This window comes from Micromonospora sp. A200 (assembly GCF_029893845.1).
Classification (GTDB): Bacteria; Actinomycetota; Actinomycetes; order Mycobacteriales; family Micromonosporaceae; genus Micromonospora; species Micromonospora purpureochromogenes.
Genome location: NZ_JARXXY010000019.1, coordinates 1 through 17,757, shown reverse-complemented (window position 1 = coordinate 17,757; position 17,757 = coordinate 1). Strand labels below are relative to the sequence as shown.

Sequence of the window (17,757 nt, the reverse complement as noted above, 5' to 3'; positions counted from 1 at the left end):
ATGGCGGTGCACCGGGGTAGGTGGACGCTGGCGGACCGCGCCGAGAGCGTGCTGCGGACCCTGCCGGTCACCGTGCCGCCGGGCACCGCCGCGCTCACCGTACGACTCGACTATCCCCGGCAGGCCGGGGTGCTCGACCTGGGCTGCCTCGGGCCGGCCGGCTTCCGGGGCTGGTCCGGCGGTGCCCGCGACGGCTACACCGTGGCCGCCGACTGGGCCACCCCCGGCTACCTGCCCGGTGAGCTGGAACCCGGCGAATGGCAGGTGCTGCTCCGGTTGCACCGCATCCCACCGGACGGCCTGAGCTACGAGGTCACCGCCACCACCAGCACCACCGGGCCGGACGCCCCGACGCCGCCGGCCGCGCCACCGCGCCCGGACCGCCCGCCCCGCCGCGCGCTGCCCGGCGTGGACGGCCGGCGCTGGATCGCCGGGGACCTGCACGCGCACACCGTGCACAGCGACGGCGCCGCCACCATCGACGAGCTGGCCGCCCTCGCCGCCGCCCGGGGCCTGGACTTCCTCGCCGTCACCGACCACAACACCGTCAGCCACCACCCGTGGCTGCCCGCCGCCTCGGCCCGGTACGGCCTCACCCTGCTGCCCGGGCAGGAGGTGACCACCGACCGGGGACACGCCAACGTGTTCGGCCCGGTCGGCTGGGTCGACTTCCGGCAGCCGCCCGACGAGTGGCTGGCCGGCGCGGAGCGGGCCGGCGGGCTGATGTCCGTCAACCACCCCCTCGGCGGGGACTGCGCCTGGCGGCAGCCGCTGACCACGCGTACCCGGCTGGCCGAGGTGTGGCACTCCGGCTGGTGGGACCGCACCTGGGGCGCCCCGCTGGCCTGGGCGCGGGCCTGGCGCCCGGACGTGGTGCCGATCGGGGGCAGCGACTTCCACCGCCCCGGCGACGACGCGCCGCCCGGCTCCCCCACCACCTGGCTGCTGGTCGACGACGACCGCGAGCCGCAGGCCGCCGTGCTCGACGCGCTGCGGGCCGGTCGTACCGCCGTGTCCGCCAGCCCCGGCGCGCCACTGCTGCTGCGCCTCGGCGACGAACTGCTCGCCCTCGACGCGGACGGCATGCTGCTCGGCCACCCCGACGGCAGCCACCGCGTCGTCCGCGGCGACCGGTGCCGGCTCCCGGCCGGCGACGGCCTGCACGTCCTGGAATCGCACCGCATGGAGGTGGTCGCACTGTGCAGCTGAGCGGACGTACCCGGGTGGCCGGCGCACCGGTCAACCACGGCATCTACCAGCACGACGACACGCTCCTCGCCCCGGACGACCTGCTCGCGGCCCTGTCCCGCGACGGGTACGACGGGGTGGACTCCGGACCGATCGGCTACCTCGGCACCGGCGAGGCGCTGGCCGGCCGGCTCGCGGCGACCGGCATCGGGCTCGCCGGCGGCTGGGTCGACCTGCGCTACGCCGACCCGGACGGCTTCGGCGCGGACCTGGTCCAGCTCGACGCGGCGCTCGACGCCTTCACCGCCGTCCCGGCCGATGACCCCCGGTTCGCCCCCCGACCCACGCTGGCCTGCCCCGGCAACCCCGGCCGGATGGCCCGGCCCGGCACGCCGCCCGACCTCACCTCGGTGCTGCCGGCCACCGCCTGGCCGGAGTTCGCCGCCCGGGTGCAGCAGGCCGCCGACCGGTGCCGGGACCGGGGACTGGAACCGGTGTTCCACTACCACCTCGGCACCGACGTGGAGACCGAGGCCGAGGCCGACCGGCTGCTCGAACTCACCGACATCGCGGTCTGCCTGGACACCGGGCACCTGCTGCTGGCCGGCGGAGACCCGATCGCGGCGGTCCGCCGGTGGGCCGGCCGGATCGGGCAGGTGCACCTCAAGGACGCCGACCTGGCTGTCCACGAGCGGGTCCGGGCGGCCGGCGGTGGCCTGGCCGACGTGGTCGCCGCCGGTGGCTTCTGCGCCCTGGGAGCCGGCGACGTCGACTTCGCCGGGGTGCTCGCCGGCCTCGACGCCATCGGGTACACCGGCTGGCTGGTGATCGAACAGGACGCGCCGGCGCACGGACGGGACCTCGACCGGACGCTGGCCGGCCAGCGCGCCAACCGGCGCTGGCTCGAGGAGGCGCTGCGATGACCGAACCGGGCAAGCGGATCCGGATCGCGGTCGCCGGGCTCGGCATCATCGCCCGTACCGTGCACCTGCCGCTGCTGCAACGCCGCGGCGACCTGTTCGAGATCGTCGCGCTCGGCGACCTCTCCCCCACCCGGGTGGCCGAGCTGGGCGGCCGGTACGGGGTCGAGCCGGGCCGCCGGTACACCGACGCCGCCGCGATGCTGGCCGACGGCGGGTACGACGCGCTGCTGCTGGCGACCTCCGGCTCACACGGTGAGCTGGCCGCGTCGGCGCTGCGCGCGGGCCTGCCGGTGCTCTGCGAGAAGCCGCTGGCCTACACCCTGGCGGAGGCGGCCCGGCTGACCGAGCTGAGCGGCGGCGCGCCGGCGCTGATGGTCGGCTACATGAAGCAGTACGACCCGGCGGTGGCCGAGGCCGCCCGGCTGCTCGACGAGTGGGGCGGGGCCGAGCGGGTCCACGCCGTGGAGGTGAGTGTGCTGCACGCCGGCGGCGACGGGCAGCTCGCCTTCGCCAACCTGCCACCGGCCCCCGCCGACGTGCCGTTCGCCGAGGTGGCCCGGCTGCGCGCCGCCGACGCCGCGCTGCTCGACGCCGCGGTCGGCGGTGACCCGGGCGCGCGCACCCTCTACCAGATCCTGATCAACAGCATCTCCCACGACCTGTCCCTGCTGCGGCTCTTCACCGGCGCGCCGGCCACCGTGGAGCACGTCGCGACCTGGCCGCTGGCGCCGGACGGGCCGGCGGAGCCGTCGGTGGAGATCAGCGGGCGGCTGTCGGGTGGGGCCCGCTACGGCATCCGCTGGCTCAACCTGCCCGACTACCCGGCCTACCGGGAGACGGTGACCCTGCACCACGCCCGGGGCTCGCTGGAACTGGTCTTCCCGTCGCCGTACCTGCTCAACGCCCCGACCACGCTGACCCTGGTGGAGGCGCACGGCGGCGGTGAGCGGCGGGCGGCGTTCCGGTCGGTGACCGAGGCGTTCGAGCAGGAGCTGGTCGCCTTCCACGCGATGGTCACCGCGGGCGCGCCGCCGCTGACCGGGATCGCCGAGGGCGCGACCGACGTACGGACCAGCCAACAGGTGGTACGCCGCTTCGGTGAGCTGACCGGGGCGGCGATCGGCGGAGAGGCGGCCAGCTCATGACACGACCGACCGACATCATCGTCGTGCCGCACACCCACTGGGACCGGGAGTGGTACGAGCCGTTCCAGCGGTTCCGGCTGCGGCTGGTGGCGTTGCTGGACGACGTGTTCGACCGGATGGAACGCGACGAGCGGCAGCGGTTCACCCTCGACGGGCAGCTCGCCGCGGTCGACGACTACCTGGAGGTGCGCCCGGAGCGGCGCGAGCAGGTGATCGCCCTGGTCCGCGCCGGACGGCTGGCGGTCGGGCCGTGGCAGATCCTGCTCGACGAGTTCCTCTGCTCCGGGGAGAACATCGTCCGCAACCTGGAGCGCGGGCTGACCCGCAGCGCGGAGCTGGGCGGCGCCATGCCGGTGGGCTACCTGCCCGACATGTTCGGCCACATCGCGCAGATGCCGCAGCTGCTGGCCGGGGCCGGGCTGGCCCACGCCTGCGTGTTCCGCGGCGTACCCGACCGGGTCCGCACCCACGCGTTCGCCTGGCAGGCGCCGGACGGCACCACGGTGCGCACCGAGTACCTGCCCGGCGGGTACGGCAACGCGGCCGGCCTGATGGACGACGCCGCGCTGGTCACCCGCCGGGCCACCGACCTGGCCGACCGGCTCGGCGGCTGGCGATCCGAGGGCGCGGGCGGGCCGACCCTGGCCATGTACGGCACCGACCACGCCGCGCCGGCCCCGGACGCCCCCGACCTGCTCGCCGCCGCTGACGTCGACGGCATCCGGTTCCGGCTCGGCACGCTCGCCGAGTACTTCGCCGCCCAGCCGACCACCGTGGACGGGCTGCCCACCGTACGCGGGGAGCTGCGCTCGCACGCCCGGGCGAACATCCTGCCCGGCGTGATCTCCGTACGCGCCCATCTGAAGCAGGCGATGGGCCGCGCCGAGCGCCGGGTGGAGCGGTACGCCGAACCCCTCGCCGCGCTCTGGCACGACCCGTCGGTGCAGCGCTTCCTGGACATGGCGTGGACCCGGTTGATCGACGCGAGCTGCCACGACTCGGTGACCGGCTGCGGCTGCGACGAGACCGCCGAGCAGGTGGCCGCCCGGCTGGCCGAGGCCGACCAGCTCGGCCGGGCGGTCTGCGATCTGGTGGGTGCCCGGCTGGCCGCCGCCGTGCCGCGCGACGGGTACCTGGTGTTCAACCCCGGCCCGACCGCCCGGACCGCGCTGGTGCGCCTCGACGTCGAGGCGCCCGACGGCGCGGCGGTGGGGCTGGCCGGCGCGGACGGCACGACGGTGGGCGCGCAGGTCCTCGACCGGGCCCGGACGCTGCTCGCCGACGACCTGGTGCCGGCCGTCGACCTGCCCGGGGTGCTCAACCGGGTGCACGGCCGGGAGCTCTACGGCCAGGAGGTCACCCGGTGGTCGGTGTCGCCGGCCGACGCCACCCTCACCTTCGAGGTGGCCCGGCACGGCGACCCCGCCTTCGACGTGGCGGATGTCCGCCTGGCGCTGGCCGACGCCGGCCGGCCGGACCACTGGCGGGTCCGCATCGTCGCCGCGCCGCGGCTGACCGTGGCCGCGCTGGTCGACGTGCCCGCGCTCGGCCACGCAGCGGTGCGGCCGGTGCCGTTGCCGGCCGGCGCCGCCCCGGTGCCCGGACCGGTCACCGTCGCCGACCGGAGCCTGGACAACGGACTGCTGCGCGTCGACGTCGCCGAGGACGGCACGCTGCGGCTGTCCACCCCGGACGGCGTCACCGTCGACGGGGTGGGCCGGATCGTCGACGGCGGCGACGTGGGCGACAGCTACAACTACGCCCCGCCAACCGCCGACGAGCTGGTCGACAAGCCCCGCGCGGTACGCACGGTGGTGCGGCACGCGGGTCCGCTGGTGGCCGTCGTGGACGTGGTGCGCGAGTACCGCTGGCCGGTGGCGGCCGACGTGGACGCCGGCTCCCGCGCGGTGGACCGGGAGGCCGTGGTGGTCACCACCCGGGTCGAGCTGCGCTCCGGCGAGCGGTTCGCCCGGCTGCGGCTCGAGTTCGACAACCGCTGCGACGACCATCGGGTGCGGCTGCACCTGCCGCTGCCGTCCCCGGCCCGCACGTCGTACGCCGAGGGCCAGTTCGCGGTGGTGGAGCGCGGGCTGACCGCGGAGGGCGGCGGGGGTGAGGTGCCGCTGCCGACGTTCCCGGCGTCCGGGTTCGTGGCCGCCGGCGGGGCGGACGGCGCGCTGGCGGTGCTGCTGACCCAGCCCACCGAGTACCAGCTGACCGACTCCGGGCGCGAGCTGGCCGTGACGGTGCTGCGGTCGATCGGGATGCTGTCGCGCAACCGGCACGCGCTGCGTGACGAGCCGGCCGGCCCGCAGCTGCCCACCCCGTCGGCGCAGTGCCGGGGCGAGCGGACCGTCGAGCTGGCGGTGCTGCCGTTCCGGGGCGAGTGGCACGGCGCGGGGGTGACCGAGGCGGCCGAGGCGTACCGGCACGAGCCGCTGGCCTTCGCCGGCACGGCGCAGCCGTCCGTCGCCCTGCCGACCCCGGCCACCGGCCTGTCGGTGACCGGCCCGGGGGTGGCGCTCACCAGCGTCCGGGACCGGCAGGGCCGGGTCGAGGTGCGGGTGGTGGCCGAGACCCCGACCGACACCGGCGCGGTCATCGGGGCCGGGCGGGTTGTCCGGGGGGCGTGGCGGGCCGACCTGCTCGGCCGGCCGGGCGAGCGGCTGAGCGTCGACGCCGACGGCCTGGTCCGCCTGCCGTTGCGCGCCTGGGAGATCGCCACGGTGCAGCTCGACCTGGCCTGAGCGGCGAGCGCGACCTCGACGGGTGCTCTGGGGCGTGCCCGTGCTGGCCCTGCTGGGCGGCGGGTACGCCGCCCGCCGGACGCTGCGTCCCCACGCGCGCCGGGCCGTACCCGGGGCGGACACTGCCGCGGCCTCGGGCGCCCGGGCCGCCCGTCGGGCCTGGCGGGCGGTGTCCGTCGGGGTGGTGGCCCTCGTGGCGTCGGTGGCGGTCGCCACCCATCGCCTCGACCGGCCGGCCCGGCAGGAAGCCGCACCGGCCGACCCGGTCGCCGTCGCCGTCGCCGTGCAACTGGCCCGCGACCTGGAGGCGCAGCAGCAGTACGACGCCGCCGCGCCTCGCGGTGCCCGGACCCGCTCGACCGCCTCCGCCGGCTCCCGGCACGGTCGGAGTACGGCCCACCCGGCCAGGCGGCGGGCGACGCCGGCCGTCACGCCTGTCGCAGTGCGGGCCTCGGCGCCACCGCCGACAGGGTCACCGTCGGCTGATGAGTGGGGCATAGTCGGCGCGGGTGAGCGGTTGCACGGCGAGTGACCCGTCGGCCCGGGGCACGCCGAGAGGCGCCCCGTCACGCAGGAACGCCACCGTCGTCACCTCGTGGCGGCTGGTGAGGGTGCAGACGATCTGCCCGTAGGCGAGAACCTCGTCGCTGCGGCCGGCGTCGTCGGCGGCCTCGTTCACCGCGACTTGGGCCTGGCTGCCGGCCAGCATCACGCTCGCGTCGTCGGTGAAGCAGGAGACCAAGGCGTCAATGTCGGGTTCGCCGGTGAGCTGGTAGTAGCGGACAATCACGTCGGGAACGGTGACGGTCATGTGGCACTCCTCGCGTGTCGCAGCCGCCTACCCGACGAGACACCAGTTATTCGTCAAGCCGCCCGCGGCTGTTCAGCCGATGCGACATCCCCCGATTTGCCCGCTGGCCAGGTAGAAGGGTGCAGCGCGACGGTGACGTTCAGCTCAAATCAACATTTCCGGCTGGAGTATCAGGATCTCATGCCGGACCGAAACATCCGATATCTTACTGATGGCGCTGATCGGCATCGGTTCGTTAGATCTTGTTAGAGACCCTTCGATGAGGGCAGTGGCACAGGGCATGTCGCCAAGGCGTCACAGGCCTTGCGCGTCGGCGCACCCGGCTATTTCATATACGTAATGCTGACGGCTATGCCTGTTCGGGCCGGGGAGCATCAAAGTGATGATTAATTCCGATGAGACCCCTGTGCGAGTCCTCGTTGTCGACGACATACGGCTCTTCCGCGACCAGCTCATCAACATCCTCGAGGCGCAACCGTTCATCGAACACGCGGCCGGAGCGTCCGACGGCGAGGAGGCCCTGCGCCAGCTGACGAACTACGGTTTCGGGGTGGTACTGGTGAGCATGGCGACCGCGGGAAGCCTTGCCATCTGCCGGCAACTGATCGCTTCGGCCAAAGGGACTCGGGTGGTCGCGCTGGGTGTCTCCGGGAGCGAAGACGAGGTCGTGGCGTGCGCGGAGGCGGGTGTCACCGGCTACCTGCTGCGCCACGAGACGTACGACGCGCTGTTGAGTGTCATCGCGGCCGCGGGACGCGGCGAGATCTCCTGCCCTCCCCCGGTCGCTGCGGCCCTGGTGCGCCGGATGGGGCAGCATGGGCGGGACATGGGCGTGCGGACCGGGGCGAGCCGGCTCACCACGCGCGAGCGTGAGATTCTCGGCCTCATCGATGAGGGCATGTCCAACAAGGACATCGCCCGCAAGCTCAACATAGAAATCCGCACCGTCAAGAACCACGTGCACAACCTGCTGGAGAAGCTCAAGGTGCATCGGCGTGGCGAGGCGGCCGCCCTTCTGCGGGCCACCCACCGCTGATCGGGCGGATGTGTCATCGCCGGGTGAGCCTGCAGACGGTGTCGGTGAAGTCTGGTCGGCCAATGTGGTGAGCGACCAGCCCCTCGAACGTTGCCGGCCACGGCATGGCCGGCAGCTTCCTTTGTTCTTCGCGACCATGGCAGTCACCGCCGCGCGCACCAACGGCACCTGACAAGAAAAGTCCCCCGATACGCACCTGCGGGTGGCGGCTGCCGCGCGCATCGCCGCCGGACCTTGGCCGCACCGCCTGGCACGACTGGCAGTTCGAGCTGTCCCCACGGTGCCTCACTCGACGGACCCGAGTCGCGACACGGTCCACGCCGGCTCGTCAGCCTGGCCCGAACGCCCTCGAAAGGTGACGAAGCGCCACCGGTGCTGGTACCAAAGGACCAGTCCGCGCACTGGTCCTTAATTGAACATCAAGGTCCATTCTTTTGTCGTTGTCGCCCTCCGTATCGTGATGGGTGCCTCGCAAAGGAGGCCGATGTGCCATCTATTCGTGTACTTCTCGGCGCCTTGCCGACGACGGTGCGAGATGCCGTTTCTGACGCGGTCGGCGGGCAGGCGGACGTGGAATTGATCGGGGTCGCCGCCGGGCCTTCGGAGCTGTTACGTGCCGCGAGCGCGCTGCGAGCGGACGTGGTCGTGGTGGCGGCTGTCGCCGGCGCGCTGCCAGGTGTTGCCACGCATTTGCTGGACCAACACCCGGACATCCGGGTCCTGGCCCTCACCGGGGCGGGGACGGCGCTGAGCTACCGGTTGCGCCCACACCTCGTTGAGTTCGCTTGCTCGACACCGGCCGAGCTGGCCGCGGCCATCCGCGCGAACGAGGACCCGGACATGTGAAGAAGAGAGTCGACGAGACCCAGCGAAGTTGAGGGGAAACGCATGGCGAGTGCACTGGTGCACGGCTTCGAGCAAGCATGGCCGTCCTCGGACCCGGCCCTGCTCGACAGCACTGTCACCGCATTCCGGGTACAGGGCACCGGAGGTCTGCAGCTCACGGCTCGGGCCGGGGCCGCCGGTACGGCCGCGCACTTCGCCCCCCCGACCCCGCTGGATCTGGGCGCGTACGACGAATTGCGGCTGTGGACGTACGCGTCCCGCCCCGCAGATGGCACCCCGGCCGCGCCGTTCTTGCTCGAATTGTCCTATCAGGACGCATTCGACACTCCCGGCGAAGAGCACCGCTGGCTCGTACCAGTCAACGACAGGCGCACGTGGGAGCAACACCGCTTCGGCATTGCCGGCGACCGGCGCAGCCAGATCACCTGGTTCTCCCTGCGAGTCCTGACGAACGTGCCGTTCGAGATTTACCTCGACGAGCTTTTGGCCGTCCACGAACAGAGCCTGTCGGATGTGGAGGCGGCGCTGGCCGGCTTGCTCGACGGGCTGCCGTTGCCCGGCGTGACCGCGCTGCCGGTGCACCCCGCTGCGGCCGGCGCAGGCACCCTCGTCGTCGGGCTCAATCGCGCACTGTACGCCGGCAACCGGATCGCGATCGATGGCGCGGGCGGGCGCCACTCGGTGACCGAGGCGGTGCACGACGAGGTCGCGGGAACCACGACCCTGACCATTCAACCCGCCCTGACGGCGGCCACGGGTCCCGGGGCGAGCGTCACCGTCACGGCCCCTGTTGTCGTCGAAGAGGCGCCGTTCACCGAGGTCACGGACGTCGGCGAGCTGCCCGATCCGGTCCTGCTGATCACGCTCACGGATCAGCGCGAGGATCCCGAGCGAGGCTGGAACATCCGGCAGCGCGACTCGTTCCGCGTGCGGGACGGGCTCACGGTGTGCAGCCTGCGCCCGCCCCCGCGGCCCGTCCTCGCCGAATACCAGATCCTGCCCGCGGCGAGCCATCGCGGGCATTCACTGGCGTTGCGCACGGAGATCCTGCGACTCATCGGGGTCGACACCGGCCTGCGGGTCAACGGCACCGTCCTGCCAGTGCAGACGCTGCTGCCACCGCCGCTGGACATCCGGGCCCGCGCCGTACCCGCCCCCATCTATCTGCACATCGGCGCCCGCATCGAGCAGGGCGCACGCGCCGAGGTGCCGTGGGCGCGGCAGGGACAGGTGCTGTCCGGCCCGCTGGACACCCCGTGGGATCCCAGCGGACCGGAGTCGCCGCCGGTGCCCGGCCCCGACGACCAGGAAGGAATCGTGCTGCGGATATGACCAGTTACCGACTCACCGAGGGCGCCACCCTCGTTCTGCGCGTCGACGACGGACCGTGGCAGACCCTCGTGTTCGACGGGACGAATCTCCGACGGGCGACCACCACCCCCGGGGGAGATCTGGAGACGACCGGTGAGGACCTCGCCGAGGCTGTCGGCACCTTCGACGGCGTCACCGGCGACGTGGATGCCGAGGGCAATCTCGTGCTGTCCACGGTCGACACGGGCGAGACCACGGTCCTCGACGTGGACCCGGTGGCGTCCACCGCGGCCGCCGCCCTCGGGCTCGGCCCGGGTGGGAGGGTCACCGCCAGCGGCCAGGGTCCCGGCTCAGCCCGTCTCACCAGCGTTCACTGCGGGCCGTACGAGCTGCCGCCAGCGGCCTCCATGACCGTTCATGTGGACGGCAAGGCCCGCAAGGTGACCTTCGACGACGAAGAACACGAGCAGTGGACCGCCGAGGACGTCGCCGCGCGGATCAACCGCCAACTGCGTCGCAAGGTCGCCAGAGCCACTGGCGAGGGGCGCCTACACATCACCTCGCCCACCCAGGGCGTCGGCTCCCGACTCACTGTCACCGAACCAGCCGGCGACCTGCCCGATGCCGCAGCCGTACTCGGCTTCACCGGCGAAGCCGCGCACAGCGATCCCTACCGGACCGAACCCGCCCGGTTCGTCTGCCGGCCGGCCGCCGAAACCACGGTCGTGGAAAACCTCACCTCGGCCCCCATCGAATTGCAGCTGCCCACCGGCCGGTGTGTGCTGCCAGCCCGCGGACGCCTCGTCGTCGCCCGCGACATGGCGGCTGAGGGCCCGCTCCTTCGCCTCGTCGCGCAGGGAACGGTACGGATGTCGCCAGAAAGGAAGTCGTAGCGATGCCACTTCAGGTAGGGGTGAACGTCACCGAGGTCGACGGGCGGGCCAGTCCCGCGCTGCAGGCCGCGCCCACATCGGTGGCGGCGTTCGTCGGACGCACCCGCCGGGGCGTGCCGAACCAGGCCGTACGCGTGACCAGCCTCGACCAGTTCGCCGCGCGCTTCGGCGGCCACCACTCCGACGGCTACCTCCCGCAGTCGGTCACCGGGTTCTTCCTCAACGGCGGACGCGAGGCACAGATCGTCCGCGTCACCGGTGCCGGGAGCCTGCCGGCCGGGGCGACCCTCAACGACCGTCAGGGCACCCCCGCCCCCAGCCTGCGCGTCACCTCCGGGTACCGCGGCGTCGTGGACCCGGGAGTCTGGGCGCACGCGCTACGCATCGACGTACGCGACGACCCGGGGGCGACCACGACCACCAGCGCCGCCGCGACCGCCACCGCGACCGCCCTCCAGCTGGCCTCCACGTCCAACGTCGACGTCGGCACCGTCCTGCGCGTCGCCTCCACGACCACGCTCTTCCGCGTCGTCACGGCCGTCGATCGGGCGACTCGCATGGTCACGATCGGCGCCGCCACCGGTGAGGCCGTCGCCGCGGGCGTCGCCGTCACCACTGCCGAGTTCCGCCTGGTCATCAGGCAGCAGGACCCCGCGACCGGCGCCTTCAACGTCGTCGAGACCTGGCCGAACCTGTCGATGCAGCCCGGCTCGGCCGACTATGTCCTCGACCGCCTCAACCATCCCGTCACCGGCTCCCGGTACGTCACGATGGCCGACCTGAGCGGTGCCGGACCCGGCGTCGACCTCCCGGCGGTCGTCAGCGGGGTCGCCCTCACCGGAGGAAGTGAGAACGCCGCCGCGGCCGGCGACATCCTCGGCGACGCCGCCGCGCGCACCGGCCTCCACGCCCTGGACACCGCAGCCGTGCAACTGCTGGCCGTGCCCGACACCCACCTGCTCGCCGCGGCGGGCGGGGTTGTGGTGACCCGGGGCGCGCTCGACTACGCCGCCGCACGCGGCGACTGCATGTACGTCGGCTCGGCGCCCGACCGTGGCTCCCCGGCCGGGGTGACTCCCCGATCCGCTTCGGACTACACCGAGACCGTCGCCCACTACACCGCGACCGTCAAGGCGTACTCGGCCCAGTTCCAGGGCTCGAAGGTCTACGGGGCCCTGTACGCGCCATGGATCCTGGTCGTCGACCCCGCGGGGGTGGGTCCCGCACCGGTCAGGTTCGTCCCGCCCGACGGCCACGTCATGGGCGTGTACGCGCGAACCGAGCAGGAACGGGGCATCCACAAGGCCCCAGCCGGCGACGCGGCCACCGTGCGCGGCGCCCTGGCGCTGTCGGCGGGGTTCAGCGCCGGCGAGCACGACGATCTGGTCCGCAACGGCCGCACGAACGGCATCGTGTCGCCCGGTGGGCGCAGCCCCGCCGTCGCCGCCTCGCGGACCCTGTCCACCGACACTCGCTGGCAGTACGTGAACGTCCGGCTGCTGTTCAACTTTGTCAAGGCCTCCCTACGGGACGGACTGCGCTTCGTACGGCAGGAGCCGCACACCGAGGCGCTGCGGAAGATGGTCCGGTTCAACGTGATCACACCCTTCCTGCTCGGGTTGTGGCGACAGGGCGCCTTCGGCTCGGATCCGGCCGAGCAGGTGTTCACCGTCAAGTGCGACGCCGAGAACAACCCGCCATCCGACGTCGACCTCGGGCTGTTCAAGGTGGAGGTCTACTTCTTCCCGGTCCGTCCGGCCGAAACCGTCCAGATCATCGTCGGCCAGCAGCCCGGCGGCGGCTCCGCCACGGAAGCCTAGGGGTACCTGATGACCATCAACCTCGGTGTCACCGTCGTGGAAGTCGACGGCAAGTCATCACCGACGATCACATCCGCACCCACCTCCATCGCAGGGCTGCTCATCCGCAGCCAGCGCGGCGCTCCGGACCGGGCGATACGCATCCGCGGCTTCGCCGACTTCGTCGCCAACTTCGGCGGCTACACACCCGACGCCTTCGGCGCGTACGCGGTGCGCGGCTTCTTCGACAACGGCGGCTCAGCCGCGTACGTGGTCCGGGTCGTCGGCGCGGGCGCCGTACCGGCCACGACGGACGTCAACGACCGGGCCGGCACGCCCGTACCGACACTGCGCCTGCGCGCCGGAGCCAGGGGTGCCGCCGATCCCGGCGCCTGGGGCAACGCGTTGAGCGTCGCCATCGAAGCACACCCCCTCGGTGTGGCTTCGGTGCCCGCGCAGGCCGTCGGCGCCACCGCTGAACCCTTCACCGTGACCGACGGCGCCACCGCCCAGTTCACCGTCACCATCCGCGGCGCCGACCAGGTCAGCACGGTCACCTTCCACACCGGCGACTTCGCCACCATCGGCGCCGCCTCGGCGCAGGAGGTGGCCGCCGCGATCAACCGGCAGACCACGGCGGTACGAGCCGCGGTCACCCCCGACGGGCACATCGCCGTCGCCGCAGTGTCCACCGACCCGCGCGTGTGGTCCCGCCTCGCGATCACCGCCCCGGCGAGCCTCGGCTTCACCGGCGCCAACGCCAACAGCGATGGCTCCCTGGCCGCGGGCCGGACCGTCGCGGCGCTGTCCTCGGCAAGCGGATTCCGGGTCGGCTCCGCCGTGCGGTTCGCCGTCCGCGGCCACGTCATCTCCACCGCCGCGGTCGCGGCGACTGTCGCTGACGGCGCGGGAATTCTGGTGACCACCAACGGCGGCCCCGGTGAGACGGTCGTGTTCCACACCGGTGATTTCGCCAGCCCCGCCGCGATCACCGTCGCCGAGGTCGTCGCCGCCATCAACCGGCAGGCCACGGCCTTCAGCGCCGAGATCACCCACAACAACCGGCTGGCGCTGCTGGCCAACAGCGACGGCACCGGCTCCACGATCGCCGTGGCCGCCCCCGCGGCCGGCGGCGACGCCCGTACCGCGCTCGGACTCACCGGCGCCACCCCCGTCGCCGGTTCACAGGCCTTCCGTGAGCTCACCGCGGCCTCGGAGACGTACCGGCTCATCGGCTGGGGCGCCTCCCTGGCGTTCCCGGCGATGCCGGCCCCCGCCGTGCGGATCTCCACCGTCGAGTTCGACCTCGTGGTCCGCAGGGACGGCATCGAGGTGGAACGCTTCGGGCCGGTCAGCATGGTCGACGGTCACGACTCCTACGTGGAAGCGGTGGTCAATGACCCGCAGCGCGGTTCGGCGTACCTGGTGGTCACCGATCTCGACAGCGCCTCCGGCGTCGGCCTCGACGCCCCGGCCACCGGGATCTATCCGCTCACTGGTGGTTCCGACGGCGCCGACCCGGCCGACACCGCCTTCCTCGGCGACCCCTCGCTGCGCACGGGTCTCGAGGCCTTCAACGGGGCCGCCATCCAACTGCTGGCGTGCCCCGAGACCACCTCGGTCGGCGTGGCCGCAGGCGCGATCGCGTACTGCGAACGTCGGGGCGACGCGATGTTCGTCGGAACGGTCCCCTACAACTTCGACCGGGAGGGAGCGAAGGCGTACGCGGCTGCCCTGCGCGGCCGGAAGGTCTTCGGCGCCCTCTACGGTCCGTGGATCCAGGTCGTCAACCCCGACGTGGCAACCGCCGCCGCGCAGCCGCTGGTGTGGATCCCGCCGGTCGGGCAGGTCCTCGGCACGTACGCGCGCATCGCCGACGCCCGCGGCGTGTGGAAGGCGCCCGCCGGGGACGAGGCCAGGCTCGGCGACGCCCTCGGCGTCGAGTACGACATGACCGATGCCGACCACACCGACCTCGTGCGAAACGGCGGCGTCAACGGCATCCGGGCGCTGCCCGGGGCCGGCATCATCGTCGACGCGTCCAGGACCCTGTCCACCGATCCGCGATGGCTGTTCGTGAACGTCCGCAGGCTCTTCAACTTCATCAAGAGTTCGCTGCGGGACGGGCTGACCTGGGTCGCCCAGGAACCCCACGACGAGGCCCTGCGCCGAATGGTGCGCTTCAACGTCGTCACGCCGTTCCTGCTGGGACTGTGGCGCCAGGGTGCCTTCGGATCCGACCCCGCCGAACAGGTCTTCACCGTCAAGTGCGACGCCGAGAACAACTCCCCGCCGGACGTCTCCAACGGGCTGTTCACCCTCGAGGTCTATTTCTACCCGGCCAAACCCGCCGAGGCGATCCTCATCGTCGTCGGCCAGCAGGACAGCGGCGCCACCGCCGCCGATCGCTGAGCCCGGATCGCGGCACGAGCACACAGGAAGGCAGAGACGCATGGCAGAGCTGACGTTCCAGGAGTCATACCGTACGCACGGTTTTCTCGTGGAAATCGAGGGCACCCAATGCCCCGTCACGAAGGTCACCGGCCTCAACGAGGGCATGACGGAGGCGATCGAGCAGCCCGATGGCGGCTCCCCGACGGTGCACAAGATCGCCAGCGGCATCATCAAGTTCGACGCGCTGGTGATCGAACGCAACGTGGACGGCAGTCGCTTTGACGGGTTCTTCAAGGACTGGTTCGGCGAGATGTTCCAGCTCACCGGGAACACCCAGACCTCATCGGTCCGCCGCAACGGCGCGGTCATCAAACTCGAGAACGGCCAGGAGGTGCTCCGGTTCGCCTTCTACGGCGCCTGGGTCAAATCCTCGAAGTTCTCCGATCTCGAGGCCGGGTCCTCGGGCCTGTTCAAGCAGACCCTCGAGCTCGAGCACGAGGGCTTGGAGCGTGTCTCGTGACGGTGACCGAGGTCGAGACCCGGCCGCGCCGGGCCCGCGAGTACGAGGTGCGGCTTCCCGTCGGCCATCTCGACCCGGACGGGCGACTGCACCGCGCCGCCAAGCTGCGCAAGATGACCGGGCACGAAGAGGCCCTGCTCGCCGACCGCAAGCTGCGCGCCAACGGCGGGAAGCTGGTCACCGAACTGCTCAACGGCTGCGTACGCGGCCTCGGTGAGATCACCCAGGTCAACCGGCAGCTCATCAGCGCGCTCACCTCGCCGGACCGCAACTTCCTGCTGCTGGAACTGCGCAAACTCACCTTCGGCACCGAGCTGGAGGCCAGCTACACCTGCCCGTCCTGCCGGGAGACCACCGTAGTCGTCGAGGATCTGGACACCTTCCCCGTGCGCCTGAGCGACGGTACCGGTATCCCGGAGATCGTGGTGGAACTGGAGGACGGGTACGACGACCGGGCCAAGGACGCCTGGTACGACGTACTGCGCTTCCGGCTCCCGATCGGCTCCGACGAGGAACGCGTGTCGCTGATCGCCAAGGACAACGCGGCCAAGGGCACCAACGCGTTGCTGGCGCGTTGCCTGATCAGCGTCAGCGGCGACGGCGAGGAGATGCCCGACAACCGCCGGGAGGCGCTCGGCACGAAGATCCTCTCGGACCTCACGATGGGCGACCGCGGCCGCATCGAACGGGCCTTCCGCGAGGAGATGCCAGGCCTCGACCTCAGTCGCGAGTTCGACTGCGGCACCTGTGGCCGGCCCATGCGGACCTCGCTGGACCTGACCAGTTTTTTTACCCCGAGCTGACCGAGACCGACCGGCTCCGTCAGGAGATCTTCGCTCTCGGTTACCACCTGCACTGGAGTTATTCGGAGGCGATGGGACTGGAGATCGACGAGCGGCAGGCGTACGTACGGCTCCTCGCCAACGTCCTCGCCGAGCAGAAGGCCGAAATGGACCGCGCCCGGGCACAGACCCGGCACTGAGCGCCCGGTCGCACCAGAAAGGAGGGTGATTCGCTGTGGACGGCCTGCTACCCATCTCGCTGTCACTGACCGACGACAGCGCCCGGATCATCGGCGCGTACGTGCGCAGCGGCCTCATCGACGTGGTACGACCGCCCCTGGATCGGATCGAGGCGCACCTGCTGGAGCTGAACAACGGGCTGCGGATGCTGAGCATCGACGTGGTCGACGTGTTCAACGGCATCACGGACCGACGCCTCAAGGTCCAGGTGATGAACGAGAGCCTGCTCGACAACATCGAGGCCACCCGCTGGGCGGTGGCGTACTTCAGCTACAACACCTTCCTTGAACTGCTCGACCACATCCGCTACATGCGCTGGCTGGATGGGCGCTCGCACCTGCACCTGCACCAGATCATCGAGGGCCTCGCCCGCATCGAGAGCCTGGTGGCCGCCTTCGCCACCGAGGTCAGCGGGATGGGCTCCATGATCATCGGCCTGCTGCAGGCGATCCTGGACAAGCTGAACCAGGGCATCGGGCTGACCGGCACCATCCAGATCATCGTCACCGGCGCCGACCCGCTCGCCAATATCGACCTGTGGAAACTGCTGGGACTGCTCGGGCTGCTGGCCCTCGGACTGGCGATCATCGTCGCCTTCCTGTTCGGAGTCAGCGCGGCCCTGGCCACGTTCGGCGCCGGCGCCCTCAAGGCCGCGGCCGCGGTCGTACTGCTGTCGCTCGGGCTCATCCCGCTGATCAACGCCCTCGCCAAGTTCGACCTTGGCGAGATGGCGATGATCGCGGCGGGCTTCCTGGCCATCACCGCATTCGTGGCCGGCCTGGGGCTGGCGTTCCAGCAGTTCAAGACGGACCTGGAGAAGGTCGTTCCGCAGCTGAACAGCTTCTTCGAGTCCATTGCCACGTTGATGACGACGCTGTCGAAGTTCGACCTCGGCGAGATGGCGATGATCGCGGCGGGCTTCCTGGCCATCACCGGGTTCGTGGCCGGCCTGGGCCTGGCCTTTCAGCAGGTCACCTCGGACCTGGAGAAGATCGTCCCGCAGCTGAACAGCTTCTTCGACTCGATCGCCACGTTGATGACGACGCTGTCGAAGTTCGACCTCGGCGAGATGGCGATGATCGCGGCGGGCTTCCTGGCCATCACCGGGTTCGTGGCCGGCCT

General features: G+C 71.9%; 15 protein-coding genes. 14 read left to right on the top strand and 1 reads right to left on the bottom strand.

Annotated elements, in window-relative coordinates; translation table 11 throughout:
• From M2302_RS19425 to M2302_RS19405, 5 genes are read left to right on the top strand one after another with little or no spacing between them, the layout of a single operon-like run.
• Nucleotides 1–1,209 (top strand): CehA/McbA family metallohydrolase, encoded by a 1,209-nt coding sequence (locus M2302_RS19425; RefSeq protein ID WP_280839273.1) that lies wholly within the window; start codon nt 1–3, stop codon nt 1,207–1,209.
• Nucleotides 1,200–2,111 (top strand): sugar phosphate isomerase/epimerase, encoded by a 912-nt coding sequence (locus M2302_RS19420; protein WP_280839271.1) that lies wholly within the window; start codon nt 1,200–1,202, stop codon nt 2,109–2,111. The genes M2302_RS19425 and M2302_RS19420 overlap by 10 nt, the downstream gene beginning before the upstream one ends.
• Nucleotides 2,108–3,256: a Gfo/Idh/MocA family oxidoreductase gene (locus M2302_RS19415; RefSeq protein ID WP_280839270.1), complete on the top strand. Its 1,149-nt coding sequence runs from the start codon at nt 2,108–2,110 to the stop codon at nt 3,254–3,256. Before M2302_RS19420 ends, M2302_RS19415 begins: the two co-directional genes overlap by 4 nt.
• Nucleotides 3,253–6,003 (top strand): glycoside hydrolase family 38 C-terminal domain-containing protein, encoded by a 2,751-nt coding sequence (locus M2302_RS19410; protein WP_280839269.1) that lies wholly within the window; start codon nt 3,253–3,255, stop codon nt 6,001–6,003. The genes M2302_RS19415 and M2302_RS19410 overlap by 4 nt, the downstream gene beginning before the upstream one ends.
• 34 nt (nt 6,004–6,037) lie before the next feature.
• Complete coding sequence (locus tag M2302_RS19405) at nt 6,038–6,535, top strand: hypothetical protein (RefSeq protein WP_280839267.1); 498 nt, start codon at nt 6,038–6,040, stop codon at nt 6,533–6,535.
• Here M2302_RS19405 and M2302_RS19400 read toward each other — a convergent pair.
• Nucleotides 6,476–6,814 (bottom strand): GerMN domain-containing protein, encoded by a 339-nt coding sequence (locus tag M2302_RS19400; protein ID WP_280839266.1) that lies wholly within the window; start codon nt 6,812–6,814, stop codon nt 6,476–6,478. The genes M2302_RS19405 and M2302_RS19400 overlap by 60 nt on opposite strands.
• Nucleotides 6,815–7,196: 382 nt before the next feature.
• On the opposite strand from M2302_RS19400, the gene M2302_RS19395 reads away from it, so the two are divergent.
• The 9 genes from M2302_RS19395 to M2302_RS19355 all read left to right on the top strand — a co-directional run.
• Nucleotides 7,197–7,850 (top strand): response regulator transcription factor, encoded by a 654-nt coding sequence (locus M2302_RS19395; protein WP_280839265.1) that lies wholly within the window; start codon nt 7,197–7,199, stop codon nt 7,848–7,850.
• Between the two features lie 516 nt (nt 7,851–8,366).
• Nucleotides 8,367–8,696, top strand: a complete 330-nt coding sequence (locus M2302_RS19390; RefSeq protein ID WP_280839264.1) for a hypothetical protein — start codon at nt 8,367–8,369, stop codon at nt 8,694–8,696.
• 42 nt (nt 8,697–8,738) lie between these two features.
• A complete protein-coding gene (locus M2302_RS19385) occupies nt 8,739–10,028 on the top strand; it encodes a hypothetical protein (RefSeq protein WP_280839263.1) in 1,290 nt (429 codons plus the stop codon).
• Between the two features lie 68 nt (nt 10,029–10,096).
• Nucleotides 10,097–10,900, top strand: a complete 804-nt coding sequence (locus M2302_RS19380; protein ID WP_280839262.1) for a hypothetical protein — start codon at nt 10,097–10,099, stop codon at nt 10,898–10,900.
• Nucleotides 10,901–10,902: 2 nt separating this feature from the next.
• Nucleotides 10,903–12,720 (top strand): hypothetical protein, encoded by a 1,818-nt coding sequence (locus tag M2302_RS19375; RefSeq protein WP_280839261.1) that lies wholly within the window; start codon nt 10,903–10,905, stop codon nt 12,718–12,720.
• Nucleotides 12,721–12,729: 9 nt separating this feature from the next.
• Complete coding sequence (locus tag M2302_RS19370; RefSeq protein ID WP_280839260.1) at nt 12,730–15,111, top strand: hypothetical protein; 2,382 nt, start codon at nt 12,730–12,732, stop codon at nt 15,109–15,111.
• A 40-nt stretch (nt 15,112–15,151) separates the two neighbouring features.
• Entirely contained in the window at nt 15,152–15,613 is a 462-nt protein-coding gene (locus M2302_RS19365) for a phage tail protein (protein WP_280839259.1), read from the top strand.
• Entirely contained in the window at nt 15,610–16,416 is an 807-nt protein-coding gene (locus tag M2302_RS19360; protein ID WP_280839258.1) for a hypothetical protein, read from the top strand. Before M2302_RS19365 ends, M2302_RS19360 begins: the two co-directional genes overlap by 4 nt.
• A gap of 214 nt (nt 16,417–16,630) precedes the next feature.
• The coding region (locus tag M2302_RS19355) for a hypothetical protein (protein ID WP_280839257.1) at nt 16,631–17,757 on the top strand (1,127 nt) is incomplete at its 3' end.